The sequence below is a fragment of the Halapricum hydrolyticum genome (assembly GCF_025517535.1).
Classification (GTDB): Archaea; Halobacteriota; Halobacteria; order Halobacteriales; family Haloarculaceae; genus Halapricum; species Halapricum hydrolyticum.
In genome coordinates this window covers 52,236-71,359 of the sequence record NZ_JAOPKC010000009.1, presented here as the reverse complement: position 1 = coordinate 71,359, position 19,124 = coordinate 52,236, and the positions used below count along the sequence as shown (strand labels likewise).

Annotated in this window: 18 protein-coding genes and 1 tRNA gene; 2 read left to right on the top strand and 17 right to left on the bottom strand. The window is 64.7% G+C overall.

Annotated features, from left to right (window positions below; all coding sequences use genetic code 11):
* Positions 1-109: 109 nt before the first annotated feature.
* The 7 genes from OB916_RS09595 to OB916_RS09565 all read right to left on the bottom strand — a co-directional run bounded on the left by OB916_RS09595 (position 110) and on the right by OB916_RS09565 (position 10,076).
* The gene (locus tag OB916_RS09595; RefSeq protein ID WP_315909074.1) at positions 110-1,591 is read right to left on the bottom strand and encodes a glutamate synthase subunit beta; all 1,482 of its coding nucleotides are present in this window, start codon (positions 1,589-1,591) and stop codon (positions 110-112) included.
* Positions 1,591-6,123 (bottom strand): glutamate synthase large subunit, encoded by a 4,533-nt coding sequence (gltB, locus tag OB916_RS09590; protein ID WP_390884071.1) that lies wholly within the window; start codon positions 6,121-6,123, stop codon positions 1,591-1,593. The genes OB916_RS09595 and gltB overlap by 1 nt, the downstream gene beginning before the upstream one ends.
* Positions 6,124-6,326: 203 nt before the next feature.
* Positions 6,327-6,785: a GNAT family N-acetyltransferase gene (locus OB916_RS09585; protein WP_315909072.1), complete on the bottom strand. Its 459-nt coding sequence runs from the start codon at positions 6,783-6,785 to the stop codon at positions 6,327-6,329.
* 51 nt (positions 6,786-6,836) lie between these two features.
* Positions 6,837-7,904: an asparagine synthase C-terminal domain-containing protein gene (locus OB916_RS09580; RefSeq protein WP_315909071.1), complete on the bottom strand. Its 1,068-nt coding sequence runs from the start codon at positions 7,902-7,904 to the stop codon at positions 6,837-6,839.
* Complete coding sequence (locus OB916_RS09575) at positions 7,901-8,587, bottom strand: PHP domain-containing protein (RefSeq protein ID WP_315909070.1); 687 nt, start codon at positions 8,585-8,587, stop codon at positions 7,901-7,903. The genes OB916_RS09580 and OB916_RS09575 overlap by 4 nt, the downstream gene beginning before the upstream one ends.
* Positions 8,588-8,739: 152 nt before the next feature.
* A complete protein-coding gene (locus OB916_RS09570) occupies positions 8,740-9,822 on the bottom strand; it encodes a radical SAM protein (RefSeq protein ID WP_315909069.1) in 1,083 nt (360 codons plus the stop codon).
* Positions 9,819-10,076, bottom strand: a complete 258-nt coding sequence (locus tag OB916_RS09565) for an rSAM-partnered protein (protein ID WP_315909068.1) — start codon at positions 10,074-10,076, stop codon at positions 9,819-9,821. The genes OB916_RS09570 and OB916_RS09565 overlap by 4 nt, the downstream gene beginning before the upstream one ends.
* A 172-nt stretch (positions 10,077-10,248) precedes the next feature.
* Between OB916_RS09565 and OB916_RS09560 the strand changes: the two genes are divergently transcribed.
* Entirely contained in the window at positions 10,249-10,911 is a 663-nt protein-coding gene (locus OB916_RS09560; protein WP_315909067.1) for a 2,5-diamino-6-(ribosylamino)-4(3H)-pyrimidinone 5'-phosphate reductase, read from the top strand.
* A gap of 144 nt (positions 10,912-11,055) precedes the next feature.
* Complete coding sequence (locus OB916_RS09555; RefSeq protein WP_315909066.1) at positions 11,056-14,112, top strand: MMPL family transporter; 3,057 nt, start codon at positions 11,056-11,058, stop codon at positions 14,110-14,112.
* Between the two features lie 17 nt (positions 14,113-14,129).
* Here the strand turns inward: OB916_RS09555 and OB916_RS09550 are convergent, their stop codons facing one another.
* The 10 genes from OB916_RS09550 to OB916_RS09505 form a co-directional block, all read right to left on the bottom strand.
* A complete protein-coding gene (locus OB916_RS09550; protein WP_315909065.1) occupies positions 14,130-14,501 on the bottom strand; it encodes a DUF5518 domain-containing protein in 372 nt (123 codons plus the stop codon).
* A 94-nt stretch (positions 14,502-14,595) separates the two neighbouring features.
* On the bottom strand, positions 14,596-15,393 hold the full coding sequence (gene rpsB, locus OB916_RS09545; RefSeq protein WP_315909064.1) for a 30S ribosomal protein S2: 798 nt from the start codon (positions 15,391-15,393) through the stop codon (positions 14,596-14,598).
* A complete protein-coding gene (eno, locus tag OB916_RS09540) occupies positions 15,390-16,589 on the bottom strand; it encodes a phosphopyruvate hydratase (protein WP_315909063.1) in 1,200 nt (399 codons plus the stop codon). Before eno ends, rpsB begins: the two co-directional genes overlap by 4 nt.
* The gene (locus tag OB916_RS09535; protein ID WP_229120856.1) at positions 16,586-16,768 is read right to left on the bottom strand and encodes a DNA-directed RNA polymerase subunit K; all 183 of its coding nucleotides are present in this window, start codon (positions 16,766-16,768) and stop codon (positions 16,586-16,588) included. The genes eno and OB916_RS09535 overlap by 4 nt, the downstream gene beginning before the upstream one ends.
* The gene (locus tag OB916_RS09530; protein ID WP_315909062.1) at positions 16,768-16,962 is read right to left on the bottom strand and encodes a DNA-directed RNA polymerase subunit N; all 195 of its coding nucleotides are present in this window, start codon (positions 16,960-16,962) and stop codon (positions 16,768-16,770) included. Before OB916_RS09530 ends, OB916_RS09535 begins: the two co-directional genes overlap by 1 nt.
* Before the next feature lie 12 nt (positions 16,963-16,974).
* Positions 16,975-17,373 (bottom strand): 30S ribosomal protein S9, encoded by a 399-nt coding sequence (locus OB916_RS09525; RefSeq protein ID WP_315909061.1) that lies wholly within the window; start codon positions 17,371-17,373, stop codon positions 16,975-16,977.
* On the bottom strand, positions 17,367-17,804 hold the full coding sequence (locus OB916_RS09520) for a 50S ribosomal protein L13 (RefSeq protein WP_315909060.1): 438 nt from the start codon (positions 17,802-17,804) through the stop codon (positions 17,367-17,369). The genes OB916_RS09525 and OB916_RS09520 overlap by 7 nt, the downstream gene beginning before the upstream one ends.
* The gene (locus tag OB916_RS09515) at positions 17,801-18,151 is read right to left on the bottom strand and encodes a 50S ribosomal protein L18e (RefSeq protein ID WP_315909059.1); all 351 of its coding nucleotides are present in this window, start codon (positions 18,149-18,151) and stop codon (positions 17,801-17,803) included. The genes OB916_RS09520 and OB916_RS09515 overlap by 4 nt, the downstream gene beginning before the upstream one ends.
* Before the next feature lie 18 nt (positions 18,152-18,169).
* Positions 18,170-18,254 (bottom strand) — tRNA-Leu (locus OB916_RS09510).
* 117 nt (positions 18,255-18,371) lie between these two features.
* The gene (locus OB916_RS09505; protein ID WP_315909058.1) at positions 18,372-19,121 is read right to left on the bottom strand and encodes a DNA-directed RNA polymerase subunit D; all 750 of its coding nucleotides are present in this window, start codon (positions 19,119-19,121) and stop codon (positions 18,372-18,374) included.
* Positions 19,122-19,124 lie beyond the last annotated feature (3 nt).

Genomic DNA, 19,124 nt, shown 5'->3' with positions numbered 1-19,124 from the left:
GAAGGGGCACGGCCCGTCACCGAAGACGAGGTCGTGGACGCTCTCTCTCTCTCGGCGACAGACGATCCTGAACCAGGGCTACCGGAACATCGCGTTCCAGCCGTCCGTTTCAGCGCTGCGAGACGACCATCTCGTTTGGCGTCTCCAGACTCGCGGGCAGGTCGGTCTCGCCCATCAGATACTCGTCGATGTGACGAGCGGCGTCGCGGCCGTCACCGATCGCCCAGACGATCAGCGATGGGCCGGAATTAGCGTCGCCCGTGGCGAAAATCCCGTCGACGCTCGTCTGGTGGTCCTCGGTCTCGAAGGTGCCGTCGTCGGTCATCTCCAACCCCAGCGACTCGAACGGCGTCGATTCCGGCCCCTCGAACCCGGCGGCGATCAGGACCATCTCGGCCTCGACGCGCATTCCTTCCTCGATGATGGTGCTCTCCCACTCGCCGTCTTCGTTCTGGTCCCATTCGACCCGGTGAGCCCGCAGTTCGTCGACCGTTCCGTCGCCGTCGGCGTCGAGGAACCCCTGGGTTTGCACGCAGTATTCCTCGACACCGCCCTCTTCCTGTGAATAGGACTTCTCGTACGTCTGGGGCTGGTCGGGCCACTGGTTACCGGGCGGCCGCTCTTCCGGGGGTTTGGGCAGCAGTTCGATCTGGACGACCTGTGTCGCACCCTGGCGATGGGCCGTACCGACACAATCCGCGCCGGTGTCTCCACCGCCGAGGACGACGACGCTCTTGCCCTCGGCGTCCATCGTTTCGGGGACGGCGGCCCCGCCGCTCTGGCCGGGATTCGCTCGTGGCAAGTACTCCATCGCGAAGTGGATGCCGTCGAGATCACGCCCGTCGATCGGAATGTCGATCGGCTTCTGTGCGCCGACCGCGATGCAGGCGGCGTCGTACTCCTCGTCGAGTTTCTCGGCGGGAATGTCCTCGCCGACCTCGACGCCGCACTCGAAGGTGATCCCCTCCTGGCGGAGCTGATCGATCCGCCGATCGACCTTCTGTTTGCTGAACTTTGCGTGCGGAATGCCGTAGCGCATCAGGCCGCCGGGGTGTTCGTCACGCTCGTAGACCGTGACGTGATGGCCCACCCGATTCAGTTGCTGTGCGGCTGCCAGCCCTGCGGGGCCGCTGCCGACGATCGCGATCTCCTTGTCGGTGCGCTCCTCGGGCGGGTCGGGCTCGATCCAGCCTTCCTCCCAGCCTCTGTCGACGATCGCCCGCTCGATGGACTTGATCGTCACGGGGTCGTCGTTGTACTTGAGGGTGCAGGTGTTCTCACAGGGGGCCGGACAGTTGTACCCCGTGAATTCGGGGAAGTTGTTCGTCGCGTGCAGCCGCTCGAGGGCACGTTTCCAGTCGCCCCGGTAGACCAGGTCGTTCCAGTCGGGGATGATGTTCCCGATCGGGCACCCGCTCATGCAGGCGGGCGTACCACAGGACATGCATCGCTCTCCCTGCGACCGGAGGTGGTCTTCGTCCCACTTCTGTTCCCAGATCTCCTCGAAGTCGCCCTTCCGCTGTTCGGGGTCGCGTTTGTGGATCGGTTCGCGCTCGTGTTTCAGGTAGCCGTCGGGATGGTCTTTGCTCATCAGTCGTCACCCTCCGTTGGAGACGCGGTGGTGGTCGGCGCGGGCGGCGAGACGCGGATGTCCTCGCCCGCTTCGAGGTGTTCCTCGACGACCTTCGCGTAGGCGTCCGGCATGACCTTCACGAACTTCTCGCGGTACTCATCGAAGTTCTCGAGGATTCTCTGCCCCTTCTCGCTGCCCGTGTAGCGGACGTGGTTTTCGATCATCCGCTTGATCATCTGGACATCGCGCTCGTCTTCGATCGCTTCCAGTGAGACCATATCCTTGTTGACGTTCCGTTCGAAGTCACCGGTCTCGTCGAGGACGTACGCCTCGCCGCCAGACATACCGGCACCGAAGTTCTTGCCCGTCCCGCCGAGGATGACGGCGATTCCGCCGGTCATGTACTCACAGCCGTGGTCGCCGACGCCCTCGACGACGGTCTTGACCCCGGAGTTGCGGACGGCAAAGCGCTCGCCGGCCTGGCCGTTGAAGTAGGCTTCGCCGTCGGTCGCCCCGTAGAGTGCGACGTTGCCGATCAGGATGTTCTCGTCGGCCTCGTAGGTGGCCTCGGCGGGCGTCTCGACGATCAGCTTGCCGCCGGAGAGACCCTTGCCACAGTAGTCGTTGGCGTCGCCCTCCAGGTGCATAGTGATCCCGTCGGCCAGGAACGCGCCGAAGCTCTGTCCGCCAGTCCCGTCGACGTCGATCGAGACGGTGTCCTCCGGCAGGCCGTCCTCGCCGTGGCGCTTCGAGATCTCCGAGGAGAGCATCGCGCCCAGCGTCCGGTCCTCGTTGCCGGCTCGCAGATCGACGTGGACGCTGTCGCCGTCCTCGATGGCAGGCTCGGCCGCCCTGAGCAGTTCCTGGTCGAGCTTCTCGTCGAGGCGGTGATTCTGCTCGGTCGTCTTCCTGCGGTCGTCGCCCTCCGGCTGCCAGAGCAGTCCCGAGAGGTCGACGTGCTTGGCCTTCGGGTGGTCGACGTCTTTCTGTTCGAGCAGGTCGACCCGACCGATCATCTCCTCGACGGTTTCGAAGCCGAGTTCGGCCATGTACTCTCGCACCTCCTGGGCCATGTGGCGCATATAGGTGGCGACGTACTCGGGGTCGCCGGGGAACCGCTCGCGGAGGTCCTCGTCCTGGGTCGCGACGCCGACCGAGCAGGTGTTGTTGTGACACTGCCGCAACATCAAACAGCCACAGGTGATCAGCGGGGCCGTCCCGAAGCCGTACTCCTCGGCACCGAGAAGCGCTCCGACGACGACGTCGCGACCTGTCTTCATGCCGCCGTCGACGCGGACTTTGATCCGCGAGCGCAAGCCGTTCTCGACCAGGACTTGCTGGGCCTCGGCCAATCCGAGTTCCCAGGGCAGTCCCGCGTTCTTGATCGAGGTCTGCGGGGAGGCACCGGTTCCGCCGGCCGCCCCGGAGATGAGTACCGAATCGGCCTTGCCTTTCGAGACGCCGGCAGCGATGATGCCGACACCCGCCTCGGAGACGAGTTTGACGTGCACGCCAGCCTCGGGGTTGGAACATTTCAGGTCGTGAATGAGCTGGGCGAGGTCCTCGATGGAGTAGATGTCGTGGTGGGGCGGCGGCGAGATCAGCGGGACGCCCGGCGTGGTCGAACGGGTGTCGGCGATGATCTCGTTGACCTTCTCGCCCGGCAGGTGCCCGCCTTCGCCCGGCTTCGAACCCTGGGCCATCTTGATCTCCAGCATCTCGGCGTTGGCCAGGTAGTAGCTCGTCACGCCGAACCGGCCCGAGGCGACCTGCTTGTTCGCGCACTCGCGTTCGGTCCCGAACCGCTCGACTGGTTCGCCACCTTCGCCGGTGCCGGCCCATCCGCCGACGCGGTTCATCCCCGCTGCCAGCGTCTCGTGCGCTTCCTTACTTAGCGAGCCGAAGGACATCGACCCCGTGAAAAAGCGCTGTGTGATCTCCTCGACGGGCTGTACGTCCTCGATCGGAATGGACTCTCGCTCGTCGGTGTCGAAATCCAGCAGCCCACGTAGCGTCTGCAGGCGCTGTTCCTGGTCGTTGATCATCGAGGCGAACTCCTGGTAGGCCTCGTAGTCGTCGTTCTGGGCTGCGTCCTGGAGCTTGCCGATCGTATTGGGGTTCCACTGATGGAACTCGCCGTCGCGCCGCCAGTTGAGCTCGCCGCCCTGGTCGAGGTGGAGCGAACCGCTGACGTTGGTCTCGAAGCCGTACTCGTGACGTTCGAGCAGGTCGTGTTCGAGTTCTTCGATACCGATCCCTTCGGTGCGGTTCTCGGTGCCGCGGAAGTACTCCTCAACGAAGTCGCTGTCGAGCCCGACGGCCTCGAAGATCTGCGCCCCCTTGTAACTCTCCAGGGTGGAGATGCCCATCTTGGCCATGACCTTCTGGATGCCGTCCTCGATGGCGTGGCGGTACTGCGCGAGTGCCTCCTCGGCGTCGTGGTCGACGATCCCCTCGTGGACGAGGTCCTCGATCGTCTCGTAGGCCAGATACGGCGTCACGGCGTCGGCACCGTAGCCGACGAGCGTGGCGAAGTGATGGACTGCACAGGGCTGGCCGCTCTCGACGACGATGCCCGTGCGCGTGCGCAGGCCCTCGCGGACGAGATGGTGGTGGACGCCGCCCGTTGCCAGCAGGCTCGGGATCGGCACCCGGTCGGGCCCCGTCTTCCGGTCGGAGAGAACGAGCATCTCGTAGCCGTCCTCGACGGCCGAGACGGCCGTCTCGCGAACCTCATCGACGGCCGCTTCGAGGTCTTTCCCCTTCTCGTAGGTGATGTCGATGGTTTTCGCCTCGATACCGTTTTCGTCGATGTCGGCGACTGTGGCCTGCTGCTCGCGGGTGAGTATCGGCGACTGGAGGTGGAGCTGGCGGCAGTGCTCTGGCGTCTCGCCGAGCAGGTTTCGCTGGTGGCCGACGTGCTGTTCCAGCGACGTGACCGTCTCCTCGCGGATGTAATCGATCGGCGGGTTCGAGACCTGTGCGAACAGCTGCTTGAAGTACGTGAACAGCGTCTTGTTCCGGCTCGATAGGACGGACAGTGGCGTATCGTTGCCCATCGCGCCGACCGGGTCCTTTCCGTCCTCGGCCATCGGCTCGACGAGGTGTTCGACGTGGTCCAGGGTGTAGCCGAACGCCCGCTGGTGGGCCGTGATGTCGTCGTCGACGTAGGTGGGCGTCGCTTCGGGGCCACCGTCGAGGTCTTCGAGGCGGACCTCGTTTTCTTCCAGCCAGCGGCCGTACTTCTCGTCGGTCAAGCTGTCGAACATCTCCTCGTCGGAGACGACGCCGCCCTCGTCGGGGTCAGCGTAAAACAGTTGGCCCGGTTGCAGGCGGTCCTTGTGGACGACGTTGTCCTCTTCGACCTCCAGTGCGCCGGTCTCGCTGGCCATCACGAGCCGGTCGTCCTCCGTGACGACGTACCGGCACGGTCGCAGACCGTTGCGATCCAGGACTGCGCCGACCCTGAAGCCGTCCGTGTAGGCGATCAGTGCCGGGCCGTCCCAGGGCTCGTTGATCGTCGAGTGGTAACGGTACCACTCCTCGCGATCGGCGTCGAGCTGATCGTCCTGTTCCCAGGCTTCGGGTACCAGCATCCGCAGGGCGTGGGGCATCGAGCGTCCGCCTTCGACCAGCAACTCGAGGACGTTGTCGACGACGGCAGTGTCGGACTGGTCCTCGTTGGTGATCGGCTTGAGCTTCTCGATGTCCGAGCCGAACTCGGGACTTTCCAGTTCGGATTCGCGGGCCTGCATCCAGTTGAGGTTCCCGCGTAGCGTGTTGATCTCCCCGTTGTGGATGATGTTCCGGTACGGGTGTGCGAGTTCCCACGCGCCCAGCGTGTTCGTCGAGAACCGCGAGTGGACGAACGCCAGCCGCGAGACGACCCGTTCGTCCGAGAGGTCGGGGTAGTACTCGCGAACCTGAGCGTTTGTGAGCAATCCCTTGTAGACGGTCTTGCGACGGTCAAGCGAACAGATATAGAAGCGATCGCTGCCGGTCGGCTGTTCGAATCCGACGCGGTTCTCGATCACCCGTCGCAGAATGTACAGTCCGGAGTCGATCTCCGCGGGTTCCAGGTCCGCCTTCGGCTTCACGAAGAACTGTTCGACGTCCGGTTCCGTCGCCAGTGCCGTCTCGCCTAAACTGGCGTTGTCCGTCGGAACCGATCGCCAGGCGACGACCTTGAACCCTTCCTGTTCGGCGGTCTCCTCGATCAGCGTTCGGAGTTCGTCGCTCGGTTCGTCTTTCGGCAGGAAGACGACCCCGACGCCGTACTCGTCGAACCCGCCGAGTCCGTCGACCTCGTCGGTGAAAAACGCGTGCGGCTTCTGGATCAGAATCCCTGCCCCGTCGCCGGTGTTCGGCTCCGCCCCGCGGGCACCCCGATGATCGAGGTTCTCGAGCAGGTCGAGCCCGTCCTCGATGGTCTCGTGGCTCCGCTCCCCGCCCAAATCAAGCGTGATACCCACGCCACAGTTGGCCTTCTGCCCTCTCATATCATATAAACTATCTTTAATTCCGGTGTCGGTGCTGTCCATGGTCTGCATCCATATGTGTGAAATAGACTCATAAATCGCACGGTGTTTGAAGCTCCATTTGGTTTCTGGGCGGCAAATATTACGAACGTGAACCTAGGACAGGCGACTGAAACAATACCTATCGAAAGACGTAGTATTCATAATACTGTTTAATCACCCTAGCATACCTTCGCCGGGGGACCACGTCGGAAACGGGACTGGCGGCAGGCAAGTCAGATCGGTTTCCGAAGTCTGATCCCGAGGAGACCGTGCCACTCGGCGGTCTCTATCCGCTCGAATTCGTTGGCGTCGAAAAACGGCATCGCGGAGCGGGGCACGGTCGTCGACAGCGACTCGTGTCCGTGCTCGCCCGCTGCGGATTCGATGCGGGAAAGCACCGCACTCCCGAAGCCCTCCCGCTGGTAGTCGGGGCTCGTCACGATCGTCAGGAGCGTTCCGTCCTGTCGGTCGAGCGTGGCATACGAGACGGGAGTGACTTCGGTTTCGGCGACGACGACGAGATACTGATCGTCGTCGATCCAGGTTGACAGCTCCTCGTCGACGGTCGCGACGAGATCACCGACGGTCTTGCGATCGTACTCGTCTTCGAAGGCGGCCTTGAGCGCCTGGGCACGAAGGATGTCGAGACTGCTCGCATCCCCCGGCTCGGCGTCGCGTATCGTGACTTCCATCGGGCAGGTGTTCGTCCGGTAGCACCTTGACAGTAGTGCCGTGGCCGACGATCAGCGGCTCAGCGACTCGACGTACTGCGTGACGTGATCGTCCATCCGGCGCTTGAACCCGGCCTGGCGGGCCAGCCGATCGAGTTCGCGGGCGACGAGACTCCCGTACTGGACGGCCTTCTTCTCGCGGGTCGCCAGCTCTTCGGGGAGCCACCGCCAGGCCGCCTCCCGGAGTGCGACCTTCCGGGTGTCGCCTTCGACGAGCAACTCGCCGGGCAGACCGAGCGCGGCCTCGACGATCGCGTCGTGCAACAGCGGTGCGACCGGTTCGACGCCGGCCGCGCGGATGGTCAGTACGTCACGTTCGAGCTGGTCGGGGAGCGTCTCGATCATCTCGCGGGTCGCTCCCCGGACGGTGTCGCTGTCCACTCGCGGGTCCGTTGGTGCCTTCGCGACCTTGGCGTACCCACCGAACAGCTCGTCTGCGCCCTGTCCCAGCGCCAGCCGGTCGAACCCGTCGGTAGCGACGCGTTCGGCGACCAGGTACAGCGGGAGCGCGATCTGGATATCCATCGCGTTGGTCCGACCGGTCGCGGCCACGATCTCGGGCACCGCTCGCTCGAGATCGGCGTGTGTCACTTCGACGACCGTGAGGTCGCTGTCCAGCAGTTCCGCACCGCGCTCTGCCGCTTCGACGTCGTGACTGTCCGGGAATCCAACGACGTACAGGGGCACGTCGAACACGGCCGCGAGCAGCGCCGAGTCCAGCCCGCCGGAGAAGGCAATCGCGAGGCCGTCGGTGTCGATCGTCGAGAAGGCCCGTTCGAGTGCCGACTGGACGGCTGCGACGCCGTCGCTGGGTTCGGCGGGTGAGGGATCGGGGAGCGACCCCCAGCGCTCGAGACCTTGCTGGGTTCGGATGTGGCCGGCTGGGAACGGGTGCGGATCGTCGAGTTCAGTCGGATCGAACGCCCACGTCTCGCCGTCGACGAACAGCGGATACCGGCCGAGCATGTCACGGACCAGCATACCGTCGATCTCGCCGGCGAAGCCCCGGGAACCGGGGAGCGGATCGCTTCGCTGGATGGCCGCGCGTACGACTGTCGGAGACGCACCCTGGAGAGTCATTCGAAGAACTTCAAGAGCCGGGCTCGGACGCGCCGTTTTGCCCCACCAGCAGCCTGTTTGAAACTGATGTGCCACGGCGTCCGTCGCCCTTCGATAGTTGTCCGGCCGTCGGCAATCGCCGACAGGATCGACTCGACGGACTGTTCGTCGGTCTCGACGTTGGTGATCGCCCGGCCGACCATCTCCGCGATGTGTGCGTCGCTCCCGGCGGTCATCGGGATGCCGTGTTCGGTCGCGAACTGCCGCGCCTGACGGTTGGCGTAGCCGGTCAGCAGCCGGGAATTGTAGACCTCGATCGCGTCGGCACGGGCGAGGTCGGCCCGCGATATCTTTGCCATCACGCCACTGCGAGATTCCTGGAACGGGTGCGGGACGACGGCGATCCCGCCCTGGTCGTGGATCCGGTTGAGCGTCTCCGTGAACGGCAGTCCTTTCGGTATCGCGTCTGAAATCCCCAGCGCGAGCACGTGCCCCGCTGCGCTCGTCACTTCCATACCGGGAACCCCGACGAGATCGTATTCGGACGCCTTCTCGACGGCCGCAAGACTCGCGTCGATCTCGTCGTGGTCGGTAATTGCAAGCGCATCGAGAGACGCATCCTGCGCTCGCGCCAGGATGTCGTCGACGGAGTCACGCCCATCGTATGAAAGCGAGGAGTGAACGTGAAGCTCGACCGAGAGCACGACCGGGGATTCGATGGCACCGAAGAAAAACGGCTCGATATCATACCGCCGCCTGTACGTTCGTGAAGAATACTCGCCAGACTGGGGTGTGACTTCTCTTGACGCTCAGCCAGCAGTGTCAGACGGTCCGGCCGGAATGCGGACGGACACCGTCAGTCGGCCGTCGATTCGGCCGGGGATCCCCCGGCAGCGGCTTCTTTGTCGACGTAACACACCGGATCCGGTTCGAAGGGGTCGTCGTGGACTGCCAGCGCACGTCCACGAGAGCCACCGCTGCAGATGTCGCCGAACTGGCAACCCCGGCAGCGATCGGGGAGGCCGGCCTCTTCGTGGCGGAGTCGCTCCAGCAGCGGGTTGGACTCGTCGGTCCAGATCGAGCCGAACGGCCGATCGCGAACCGATCCCAGCGCGTACCGATCCCAGAACGGACCGGGGTAGACGCGCCCGGCCGGGCCGAGTTTCGCGACTGGCGGCGACGGCGCCGTGCCGAGTCGTTCGCGCAGCGCCTCTCGAACGTCGGTCGAACACGCCTCCTCGAGGCGATCCTGTGCGTATTCGGCCACGTACCCGGCGTCGATACCGCCGCTGAGGACTGTTTCGAGGTGGGTGCCCCGCTCGTGGGCGTCGCGCGCCAGATCCGCGAGCCGCCGGACGGCTCGTCGTCGCTGCTCCTCGTCGAGTTCGGGTTCGGGGACGTGCGTGAGCCGGAAGCGATCGGCCGACAGCAGCGCCGCGAGGTCGTAGATTTCCTCCATGTCGGTGACGCTCTCGGCCTGCAGCGGGAAGCGCAACTCGGTCGCCAGATCGGTGTCGTCGGCGGCTCGGAGCGTCTCCAGCGCGGCATCGATGGCATCCGAGGAGGTGTGTTGCTCTCGTGGGGTCGACAGGCCCTCGACGAGCACGCTAACCCGGGTCAATCCGGAGTCGGCCAGCGATTCTAGCCGGGATTGATCGAGTTGCTGTCCGCTGGTACGGAGTGTCGTCTCCAGTCCATGATCGTCGGCGCGCTCGATCAGTTCGTCGACAGCGTCGAGCCCGGAAGTTCCAGTCAGCCGAAGCGTCTCGACACCGAAAGCGGCGAGTTGGTCGATGACGACGGGGCGCTCGGACGTCAACAGCGGTTCACGGTCGCCGAGCAGTTCCTCATCTTCTAGCACCCACTCGACTATCGGTGCACTCGAGGGTGCGATCGTCGGGTGCTCGCAGTCACAGAGGAGTGCGTCGAGTTGAATCATGCCGGCTCACCTGCCTCGAGCGTCGATCCGTCTCGATCGATCGCGTCTGCGGGACAGAGCCATCGAGCGTCGACGCCGGGAAACAGCGACGCCGCACGCTCGCGGGCGTCCGCCTCGTCGTCCGCCCGGAGGGTTCCGGTGTGAACCATCGGATCCGTTGGCGTTTCGCGGGTGAACACGACCCACTCAGTGGCAGGGATCGTCCCGGAGCCGTTCCGGCCTGCCGTCGTTCGTGCCGCTGGTCGGACTGGCATTGCCCATTCGTAGTCGTGGCCTGCTCTTACGGCTCCCGTTCGTTCCCGGCGATTGGGAACACACCGGACGGCTTATGGGCTGTATCGCCAGTTTCCGGCAATCGTTTCTGGTTATGGGGGTGATCGATCGCCGATCGCAAGCGGTTTTCGCCCGTCCATAGAATCCGTTCGTATGCAGGTCATCGTCAATGCCGCCACGAGCGTCGACGGGAAGCTCTCGACGCGCCGTCGCGAGCAGGTCGCGATCAGCGGCCCCGCGGACTTCGATCGCGTCGACGCGCTGCGAGCCGATAGCGACGCGGTGATGGTCGGCGTCGGGACCGTGCTGGCCGACGATCCGTCGCTGACCGTCGACGACCCCGAACGGATCGACGCCCGGACCGGGCGCGGCGATCCGCCACAGCCGGCCCGGGTGATCGTCGACTCGCGACTTCGCACCCCCACAGACGCGACCGTCTACGACGACGCGGCCGAGACAGTCTTTCTGGTCAGTGAGGCCGCCACCGACGAGGCCGTCGCCGACGCACGGACGCGGGACGCGGTCGTCATTTCCGCCGGTGACGACCGGGTCGACCTGTCGGCAGCACTCGATCGACTGGAAACACACGGCATCGAGCAGTTGATGGTCGAAGGCGGTGGCGAACTCGTCTTCTCGCTGTTCGATGCCGGGCTCGTGGACGAACTGTCCGTGTTCGTCGGGTCGATGGTGATCGGCGGACGCGACGCGCCGACGCTTGCGGACGGTGACGGCTTCGTGGAGACGTTCCCGGATCTACGGCTCGGGGACGTCGAGCGAATCGACGACGGCGTGCTCTTGCGATATACGGTCGTGTAGCCGCCGCTCGCTACTCTTCGATGTCGTGGCTGTCGCTTGCCGAGAGAAGCGGTATGCGCCGGGGGAACCGCCAAACATATAGCAGCCTCGACCTGATGAGGGGATAGTTAGTATGTCGGTAACAACAAACTGCGGGGTGAGTCCGTGAGCGCCGCCGACAGGATCGTCGGTGCGGTGACCGACCATTCCCGGCTCGCGATCGCTGTCATGCTCGTGTTGACGGTGATCGTGGGCGCGGGTGCGGGGGCTGTCGAACAGGAGTCGTCGCTCGATCAGTTCCAGTCGGACACGCCCGAGGCGGACGCCTCGGAGTACATCGATGCGAACTTCGCGTCCGGGCCGGAGAACGTCACGCGCGTCCAGATCATCGTTCGGGGTGAGAACGTCCTCTCGAAAGGGTCGCTGGTCGAGACGCTCGAATATCAACAGCGGCTCCGAAACGATCCCCGTCTCAACGCGACGCTGTTCGAAGATCCGACTGGCGGGACGCCGCCGACGGTCGGCGTTGCGAACCTGCTGGCTCAGAGTGCCCTCCAGCAGGAGATCGGTGGCGAACTCCAGCGCACGGCCGCCGAGTTCGAACAACTCAACGAGACGGTCCAGGTCGAGCGTCAGGCTCTCAGACAGAACGCGACCGAACTACGACGGTTTTCCGACGACGTCAACGCGACGAGCGCGGCGTTGCGGGGCGGTCTGACCGAACTACAGGAGGACCCGAACGCCTCGGCGACGGCTGTCTTCGAGGAGACGAACGCGGCGACGCCGATCGATCTCGACGCGGGAGACGCTGCGACGTTCGAACAGGCAGCCGCGCAACTGCGCAACGCAAGCACCGAAGCCGAGCGAGCACAGGCCTACGAGCTGGGCACCAGGGGAGTACTCGAAGACGAGCTAACCCGTGTGCAGGAATGGGCACAGACGCTGGATCAGCGTCGGTCCGATCTGCAGGCACAGGCCCAGCAGCTCGAGGAACTCGGTGCACAGTTGCAGTCGCTCCGACAGGAACTCGAAGGTGTCCGGTCCGCGTCACTCGACCGGCAGATCGAGGCCATCGACTCACTCGAAGAAGACGAACTCAAGACGCTCATCCAGACTGTCCTCGGCGGTGACGGCGGGCAGGCCTCCGAGCAGGCGCTCCGGTTCATGCCGGCAGGCGAGTACTACGAGACAGGTTCGACGCAAGCTGACGCGACGATGCTGCTGGTCACTCAGCAGACAGAGCGGGAGGTCGCTCCCGGCGGCGTCGCCAGCCAGGAACTCATCGACGCACAGCTGGCGATGCAGGACCTCGGTTCGGGGAGCGACCTCGAGTTCCTGGTGTTCGGCAGCGGGATCATCACCGAGGAGATCAACCAGTCGATGAGCGACAGCATCACCCTGGTCGGCCCGCTCGCCTTGCTTTTCGTCGTCGTCGCACTGGCAGTGGGATACCGTGATCTGCTCGATATCGTTCTCGGCGTCCTCGGGATCGCCGCAGTCCTCGTCTGGACGTTCGGGTTCATGGGATGGGCCGGGATCGATTTCAACCAGATTTTCATCGCCGTGCCCGTCCTGTTGATCGGGCTGTCGATCGACTACGCGATCCACATCTTCATGCGCCACCGCGAGGAGCGTTTCGAGATGGGTAACGGCGCGCTCCGGCAATCAATGCGGGTCGCCCTGGGCGGCGTCGGTATCGCGCTGGCGCTGGTGACGGCGACGACGGTGATCGGGTTCCTCTCGAATCTCGTGAGCCCGGTGCCGCCGATCCGGGAGTTCGGGATCGTCAGCTCGTTCGGAATCGTCGCTGCCTTCCTGGTGTTCGGCGTCCTGACGCCGGCGTTGAAGGTCGAAATCGACGAGTTCCTCGAAGCTCGCGGGATCGACCGGAAGAAACGGGCCATCGGGACTGGTGGCGGACGGCTGAGTCAGACGCTCAAGATCGGCTCGCTTGGCGCGAAGTGGTCCGCACCCGTCGTGATCGTGATCGCCCTGCTGATCAGTGCCGGTGGCGTCTACGGTGCGACGCAAGTGGATACCTCCTTCTCCCAGGAGGACTTCCTCGCCGAAGAGCCGTCCGACTGGACGCAGAACCTGCCCGAGCCGTTCGCGCCCGGCGAGTACAACGCGAAAAAGAACCTCGAATACGTCAACGAGCGCTTCCAGCGCCAGGACGCACAGGCGAGCATCCTGATACGCGGCGACGTCGCGGCCGACGGCACGCTCTCCTCGATCGCTCGCGCCCAGCGCGACGTCGCATCCCGGGACGTAACACAGCGCCTCTCGAACGGGCAAGCGTCGATACAGACGCCGCTGACGGTGCTCAACGACACCCGCGAACGGAACGCAACCGTCGCTGCGATCGTATCCGACGCTGATACCGACGGTGACGGCATCCCCGACGAGAACCTGACGGCCGTCTACGACGCGCTGTTCGAGACAAATCCCCAGAACGCGGGTGCCGTGCTCGCCCGGGGCGACGACGGCGAGTATACCGCCGCGCGACTTGTCGTCGACCTGAAGGGGACCGCGTCCGGCGTGGAGACGACCGAACAACTCCGTGACGTTGCGGCGGACGTCGAAGGTGACGGACTCACGGCCATCGCGACCGGACAGACGATCCTCTTCGAGATCATTCAGGACCAGCTACTCGACACCGTTCTGGAAAGCCTCCTGATCACGCTCGTCTCCGTGTTCGGGTTCCTGATGATCGTCTATCGCGTCACCGACGGGAGCGCAACCCTCGGGTTCGTGACGCTGGTCCCGGTCGCACTGAGCGTCTCCTGGATCCTCGGGACGATGTATCTCTTCGGGATCCCGTTCAACGTCCTGACGGGCATGATCACCAGCCTCACGGTTGGGCTCGGGGTCGCCTACAGCATCCACATCTCCGAGCGATACAACCAGGAGCTAGAGCGTCACGACTCCGCCTGGGCTGCCCTCGATCGGAGCGTCACCGGCACCGGCGGGGCGCTGCTCGGGAGCGCGGCGACGACTGTCGGCGGGTTCGGTACCCTGTCGATCGCGCTCTTGCCCTCGCTCCAGCAGTTCGGGATCATCACCGGGCTCACGATCATCTACGCGTTCCTCGCGAGCGTGCTCGTGCTTCCGAGCCTGCTCGTCGTCTGGACGCGGGTGATCGGCCCGGCCGAAAAGCTCGATGTCCCGCCGAGTGCCGACGACGGTCCTGGGGATACTGACACGGTCGGGACTGCCGAGTAGCGGCCTTTCGGACGGCGCTACAGGTCGGTTTCACTCTCGACGTACCAGCCGAGATAGCCACCGAGGGCACTCAGACCGACGACATAGACGGCCGAGGCCAGGATGGCGAAGATAACGAACACGACGACGATCCCTGCGAATGCGCCCGGAACGTCGAAAAACACCGGCAAGAACGGTAATCCACCGGCGAGAAGCGCGACGACGAGCAAGAACGGCAACATGGCGATCGCTCCCGAGAGCGCACCGACTTTGAGTGCCGTCGACGAATCCTCCTTCTGGAGGTATCCGGCGACTGCACCCCCAAGCACCGGCGAGAACGGGATGAACGTCGTGACGACCGTGACGACCGCGCCGATTACAGCGTTCAGGACGGTATCTCCTTTTCCCATGCACGCTACCTGACCGACCGCTCATGTGAACCTTTCGGAGACACGAGTGGCTGTCGGAGTGCGCGAACGGACGAAACGTCTCGAAAAACCGCGATCAGATCTCGCTCTCGAAGTCCTCGAGCGCGTAGGCAGGCTCGGCGCCGCGGCGGTCCAGGGTCTCGTTGGCCAAAAGCCAGTAGACGACGCTCAGGGCCTTGCGACCCTTGTTGTTCGTCGGAACCACGAGGTCGACGTTGGTGACCGTGTTGTTCGAGTCGCACATCGCGATGACCGGGATGCCGACCGTGATGGCTTCCTTGACGGCCTGGGCGTCGCCGATCGGGTCCGTGACGACCACGACGTCGGGCTCGATGTAACCCTCGTAGTCGGGGTTGGTGAGTGTCCCGGGGATAAACCGGCCCGTTCGCGCTCGTGCCCCGACGGCCTCGGCGAACTTCTCGGCCGGGAACCGACCGTACTGCCGGGAGGACGCCACGAGGATCTGCTCGGGGTCATAGTTCGCGAGGAAGTTCGCGGCGGTGCGGATCCGCGAGTCGGTCATCGAAACGTCCAGCACGTACAGCCCGTCCGTGCGGACGCGGTGGATGAACCGCTCCATGTCCGCGGTCTTCTGCTGGGTCCCGATGTGGACCCCTGCTCCGAGGTAATCCTCGACGGGGATGAGGAGGTCGGCCTCCTCGCCTTCGGGCATGACGTCCTCGTCGAGAGCCGGCTGCTCGTCCTCGGTGTCGGGTTCGTCGGCTGCGGATTCCTCAGCAGCCTGTGGCTCGTTCGCAGCGTCCGTCGGCGCGTCGGCCTCGGACGCCGGCGATTCCTCCGTCTCGGTGACAGCGCCGGCGTCGCCGGCGGCCTCCGAAGTCTCGTCGATGTCGTCTTCTTCGTCCTGACTCATGCTTGTTCTTCGATGCGGATGAGTTCGTTCAGCTTGGCGGTGCGTTCGCCGGCGACGGTGCCGGTCTTGATGTAGGGGGCGGCCGCGCCCACGGCGAGGTGGGCGATCGTCGTGTCCTCGGTCTCGCCCGAGCGGTGGGAGACCACCGACTGGATGCCGTGTTTGGCCCCGAGTTCGATGGCGTCGACGGCGTCGGACAGCGTGCCGATCTGGTTGGGCTTGATGAGAATCGAGTTCGAGGAGCCCTTGTCGATGCCTTCCTGAAGGCGGTCGACGTTGGTGACGTACAGATCGTCACCGCAGATGAGCGTCCGGTCGCTGACGCGGTCGGTGAGTTCGGCGAAGGCCTCGAAGTCGTTTTCGTCGAGGGGGTCCTCGACGTAGGCCATGTCGTACTCGTCGACCATCTCGACGACGTAGTCGATCTGTTCGGCCGTCGAGCGGTTGTCCTCGCCCTCGTAGACGTACTCGCCGTCTTCGTACATCTCGGCGGCGGCCATGTCCAGGCCGAAGGAGATCTCGAAGCCGAGTTCGTCGCCGACTTCGGTAGTGGCCTGGTCGACGATCTCGAAGGCTTCGTCGTCGCCGATCGGTGGCGCCCAGGCACCCTCGTCGCCCTTGTTGGCGGGGACGCCCTTCTCTCCGAGGAGCTCGCCGATGCGAGCGTGGACCTTGGCGTTGGCGAAGACCGCCTCAGTGACGCTCGGCGCGCCTACGGGGGCCGAGAGGAACTCCTGGATGTTGGTGGCTTCCTCGGCGTGCTCGCCGCCGCCGACGACGTTGCCCAGCGGTGTCGGGAACTGATCGCCGCGGAAGGTTCCGCCCAGGTGCTGATACAGCGGTGCGCCGAGCACGTCGGCACCGGCTTTGGCGGCGGCCATGCTGATCGCGACCGCGCTGTTGGCACCGATGCCCGAGAAGTCCTCGGTTCCGTCGGCGGCGTGCAGCGCGGCGTCGACGTCGCGCTGGCTGCCAGCGTAGACCTCGCCGACCAGCCGCGGGACGGCGTGTTCGCGGGCGTTGGCAATCGCCTCGTGGGCCGGCAGTTCGATCGCCTCGTGTTCGCCCGTGCTCGCGCCGCTCGGGGCGGCTGCGCGGCCGAACCCACCACTCTCGGTGGTGACGTCGGCCTCGACGGTGGCGTTCCCTCGTGAATCCAGTACGCGTCGCAATCGGATATCGGTGATGAGTGTCATGTGTGTTGTCCTCGGTTGACGGTGAAGGGAAGGACGCCAGCGTCGTACTCCTCGGCTGCGATGAGGATCGGCTGGGTCTGGTCAGTCTCGATCAGCACCGGCGCGCCGTGGGCGATCTGCAGCGCTCGTGCACCGATGATGCGAGCCTTCTCGTAGCGGTTGTATCGCTGTGTACTCATCATTGATACGGTGCGACGACGTCGACGAGGTCCTCGTGCGAGACGAGCATCCGCCGACAGCAGTGTCGTTCGACGCCCAGCTCGTCGAGCACCTCCTCGGGATCTTCATCGCCCTCGCGGGCGCGCTCTTTGAACTCCTCCCATTCGCCGCCGATGACGTTTCCACAGGTGAAACACCTGACCGGTACCATCATATTTGAATCACCTTAGCGGTAGGACTTCTGATAGCGCGCACAGGCACCAGGTCCGCCCCACTTCTTGGGTTCGGACTGGCGCACGTCGTTGACCAGCAGCGAGCGGTCGAACTCCATGAACGCGTCGCGCAGTTCCGCGTCGTTCGTGTGCTGGACGAGCCCGCGGGCGATCGCCGTTCGGGTGGCGTCCGCCTGCCCGGTCGTGCCGCCGCCCTCGACCGTCACGTCGACGTCGACCGACTCGCGCAGGTCGTCGTCGGCGATCCGGAAGGGCTCGAGCATCTTCAGCCGTGCCAGCTCCGGTTCCACCAGCTCGACGGGTCGAGAGTTGATCCGAACCCGACCCTCTCCGTCGCTCACGGTCGCGCGAGCGACGGCGGTCTTCTTCTTGCCTGATGTGTTCGTTACCATGTTACCTTGGCTCCAAGGCTCTTTGAGAGTTCGTCCAGTTCGACGAACTTGATGTTCGACAGCCGATCCAGCGACGTGCCCTCGAGGACTTCGCCCTCATCGTCGTAGGGGTTGCCCACGTACACGCGGACGTTCTCGAAGGCTTTGCGACCCTGCTGCTCCTTGTAGGGAACCATGCCACGGATCGCGCGCTTGAAGATCCCGTCGGGCCGCTTGGGATAGGCCGGCCCCTGATCGGAGCCGATATCGCGTCGCTTCTGATACTTCGCCACGACGTCGCCCTCGCGGCCGGTGATGACGGCGCGTTCGGTGTTGACGACGGCGATCGTCTCCCCATCCATCGCGCGTTCGGCGACCTGACTCGCCACACGACCCATGATGCAATCACGGGCGTCGACGATCACGTCGGCGTCGATCGTGTCTGCTTTCATCGAATCACCCGCACGTTGGATCCGTCGGGGTTGTTCTGTACTGCCTGTTCGAGCGAGACGGTCTCGCCGACCTGTTCGATCTTTGTCTCGGCCGAGCTAGAGAAGTCGACGGCTGCGACAGTGACGTCCTTTTGCAGGACACCACTGCCGAGCACTTTGCCTGGAACGACCACGGTCTCGTCTTCCTGGGCGTACCGTTCGATACGTCCCAGGTTGACTTCTGCGTGGGTGCGCCGCGGCTTCTCCAGCCGGTCGGCAACGTCGCCCCAGACATCTCCGCCCGACTGCCGGGCGGCCGACTTCAGATCGGCAATGAGACTACTGAGTCTCGGGTTACTCTTGCTCATAACGTCCCTCCTGAAAAGTGCAGGGAGCAGGATTTGAACCTGCGGACCCCTACGGGACAGCGCCCTGAACGCTGCGCCGTTGGCCAGACTTGGCTATCCCTGCTCGCATTAGTCTGTTTTTCGTGGCCCTTCAAACCCCTTTCGGTCCGGCGGTCCGTCGCGCTCGCACCGCTGGGGGCAGCGGACGGGTGCCGTGGGGGACGAAGGGCAGTTTTCATCGTTATAGCTGTACCGCTTCTTTCAGTTCCTCGGCGCGGCCGCGGATCGAATCGATCCCCGCCTGCACGAGTGTGTCGACGTCGAAGGAGCCGTCGGTCTCGACGTCGAAGACGAACGCGTTCTCGACGTCGTGAACCTCGACCTCGCTGTCAGGGTACCGCTCGGTGAGGTCGTTGTCGAACTCCTCGGTCGGGACCAGCTCGCCGCCTTCGGTCTCAATGACGCCACGGACGATTTCGGGTTCGTCGTCGCGGAACTCGTCTCGATCGCCGACCACCTCGACGCGCTGGAGGTGCCGGTATCCGACGGCCACGCCACCCTGATGCTTGGCGTGGTCCTGACCGTAACCGAGCACGGCGTCGGCCTCCAACTCCAGACGCTGACCGTCCTTGAGATCGATGATCGGCACGTCTTCCTCGGCCGGCTGCACCATGTCGTCGCTGGAGACGAGATCGCCGGAGTAGGCTGTCTCCGGGCCCTCGACGTCGAGCGCGAGCGTGACGGTGTCGTCCTCGTCGAACTCGCCGCCGAGCGGCGTCGTCAGCGGGATCAGTCCCAGCCGGAGCGCGAGCTGCTCGTCGAACATCACCGAGGAGTTCTCGATAAACCGGACGGTATCGATGCTAAACGTGGGCACGTCGGCGATCATCGCCCGGCGGATGCCGTTGGCGAACGCCGGCGTGACTCCACGGACGAGGAACCGCGCCTCGGTGTCGTCGCGCTCGATGAACGTTACGTCGTAGTCTGCCATTGT

Bases quoted from the DNA above. Each gene is read 5' to 3' on its own strand.
- rpsB (WP_315909064.1), bottom strand. From the start codon at position 15,393: ATGAGTCAGGACGAAGAAGACGACATCGACGAGACTTCGGAGGCCGCC.
- OB916_RS09550 (WP_315909065.1), bottom strand. From the start codon at position 14,501: ATGGGAAAAGGAGATACCGTCCTGAACGCTGTAATCGGCGCGGTCGTC.
- eno (WP_315909063.1), bottom strand. From the start codon at position 16,589: ATGACACTCATCACCGATATCCGATTGCGACGCGTACTGGATTCACGA.
- OB916_RS09595 (WP_315909074.1), bottom strand. From the start codon at position 1,591: ATGAGCAAAGACCATCCCGACGGCTACCTGAAACACGAGCGCGAACCG.
- OB916_RS09560 (WP_315909067.1), top strand. From the start codon at position 10,249: ATGCAGGTCATCGTCAATGCCGCCACGAGCGTCGACGGGAAGCTCTCG.
- OB916_RS09565 (WP_315909068.1), bottom strand. From the start codon at position 10,076: ATGCCAGTCCGACCAGCGGCACGAACGACGGCAGGCCGGAACGGCTCC.
- OB916_RS09580 (WP_315909071.1), bottom strand. From the start codon at position 7,904: ATGACTCTCCAGGGTGCGTCTCCGACAGTCGTACGCGCGGCCATCCAG.
- gltB (WP_390884071.1), bottom strand. From the start codon at position 6,123: ATGCAGACCATGGACAGCACCGACACCGGAATTAAAGATAGTTTATAT.
- OB916_RS09585 (WP_315909072.1), bottom strand. From the start codon at position 6,785: ATGGAAGTCACGATACGCGACGCCGAGCCGGGGGATGCGAGCAGTCTC.
- OB916_RS09515 (WP_315909059.1), bottom strand. From the start codon at position 18,151: ATGAGCAAGAGTAACCCGAGACTCAGTAGTCTCATTGCCGATCTGAAG.
- OB916_RS09520 (WP_315909060.1), bottom strand. From the start codon at position 17,804: ATGAAAGCAGACACGATCGACGCCGACGTGATCGTCGACGCCCGTGAT.
- OB916_RS09525 (WP_315909061.1), bottom strand. From the start codon at position 17,373: ATGGTAACGAACACATCAGGCAAGAAGAAGACCGCCGTCGCTCGCGCG.
- OB916_RS09535 (WP_229120856.1), bottom strand. From the start codon at position 16,768: ATGAGTACACAGCGATACAACCGCTACGAGAAGGCTCGCATCATCGGT.
- OB916_RS09530 (WP_315909062.1), bottom strand. From the start codon at position 16,962: ATGATGGTACCGGTCAGGTGTTTCACCTGTGGAAACGTCATCGGCGGC.
- OB916_RS09505 (WP_315909058.1), bottom strand. From the start codon at position 19,121: ATGGCAGACTACGACGTAACGTTCATCGAGCGCGACGACACCGAGGCG.
- OB916_RS09570 (WP_315909069.1), bottom strand. From the start codon at position 9,822: ATGATTCAACTCGACGCACTCCTCTGTGACTGCGAGCACCCGACGATC.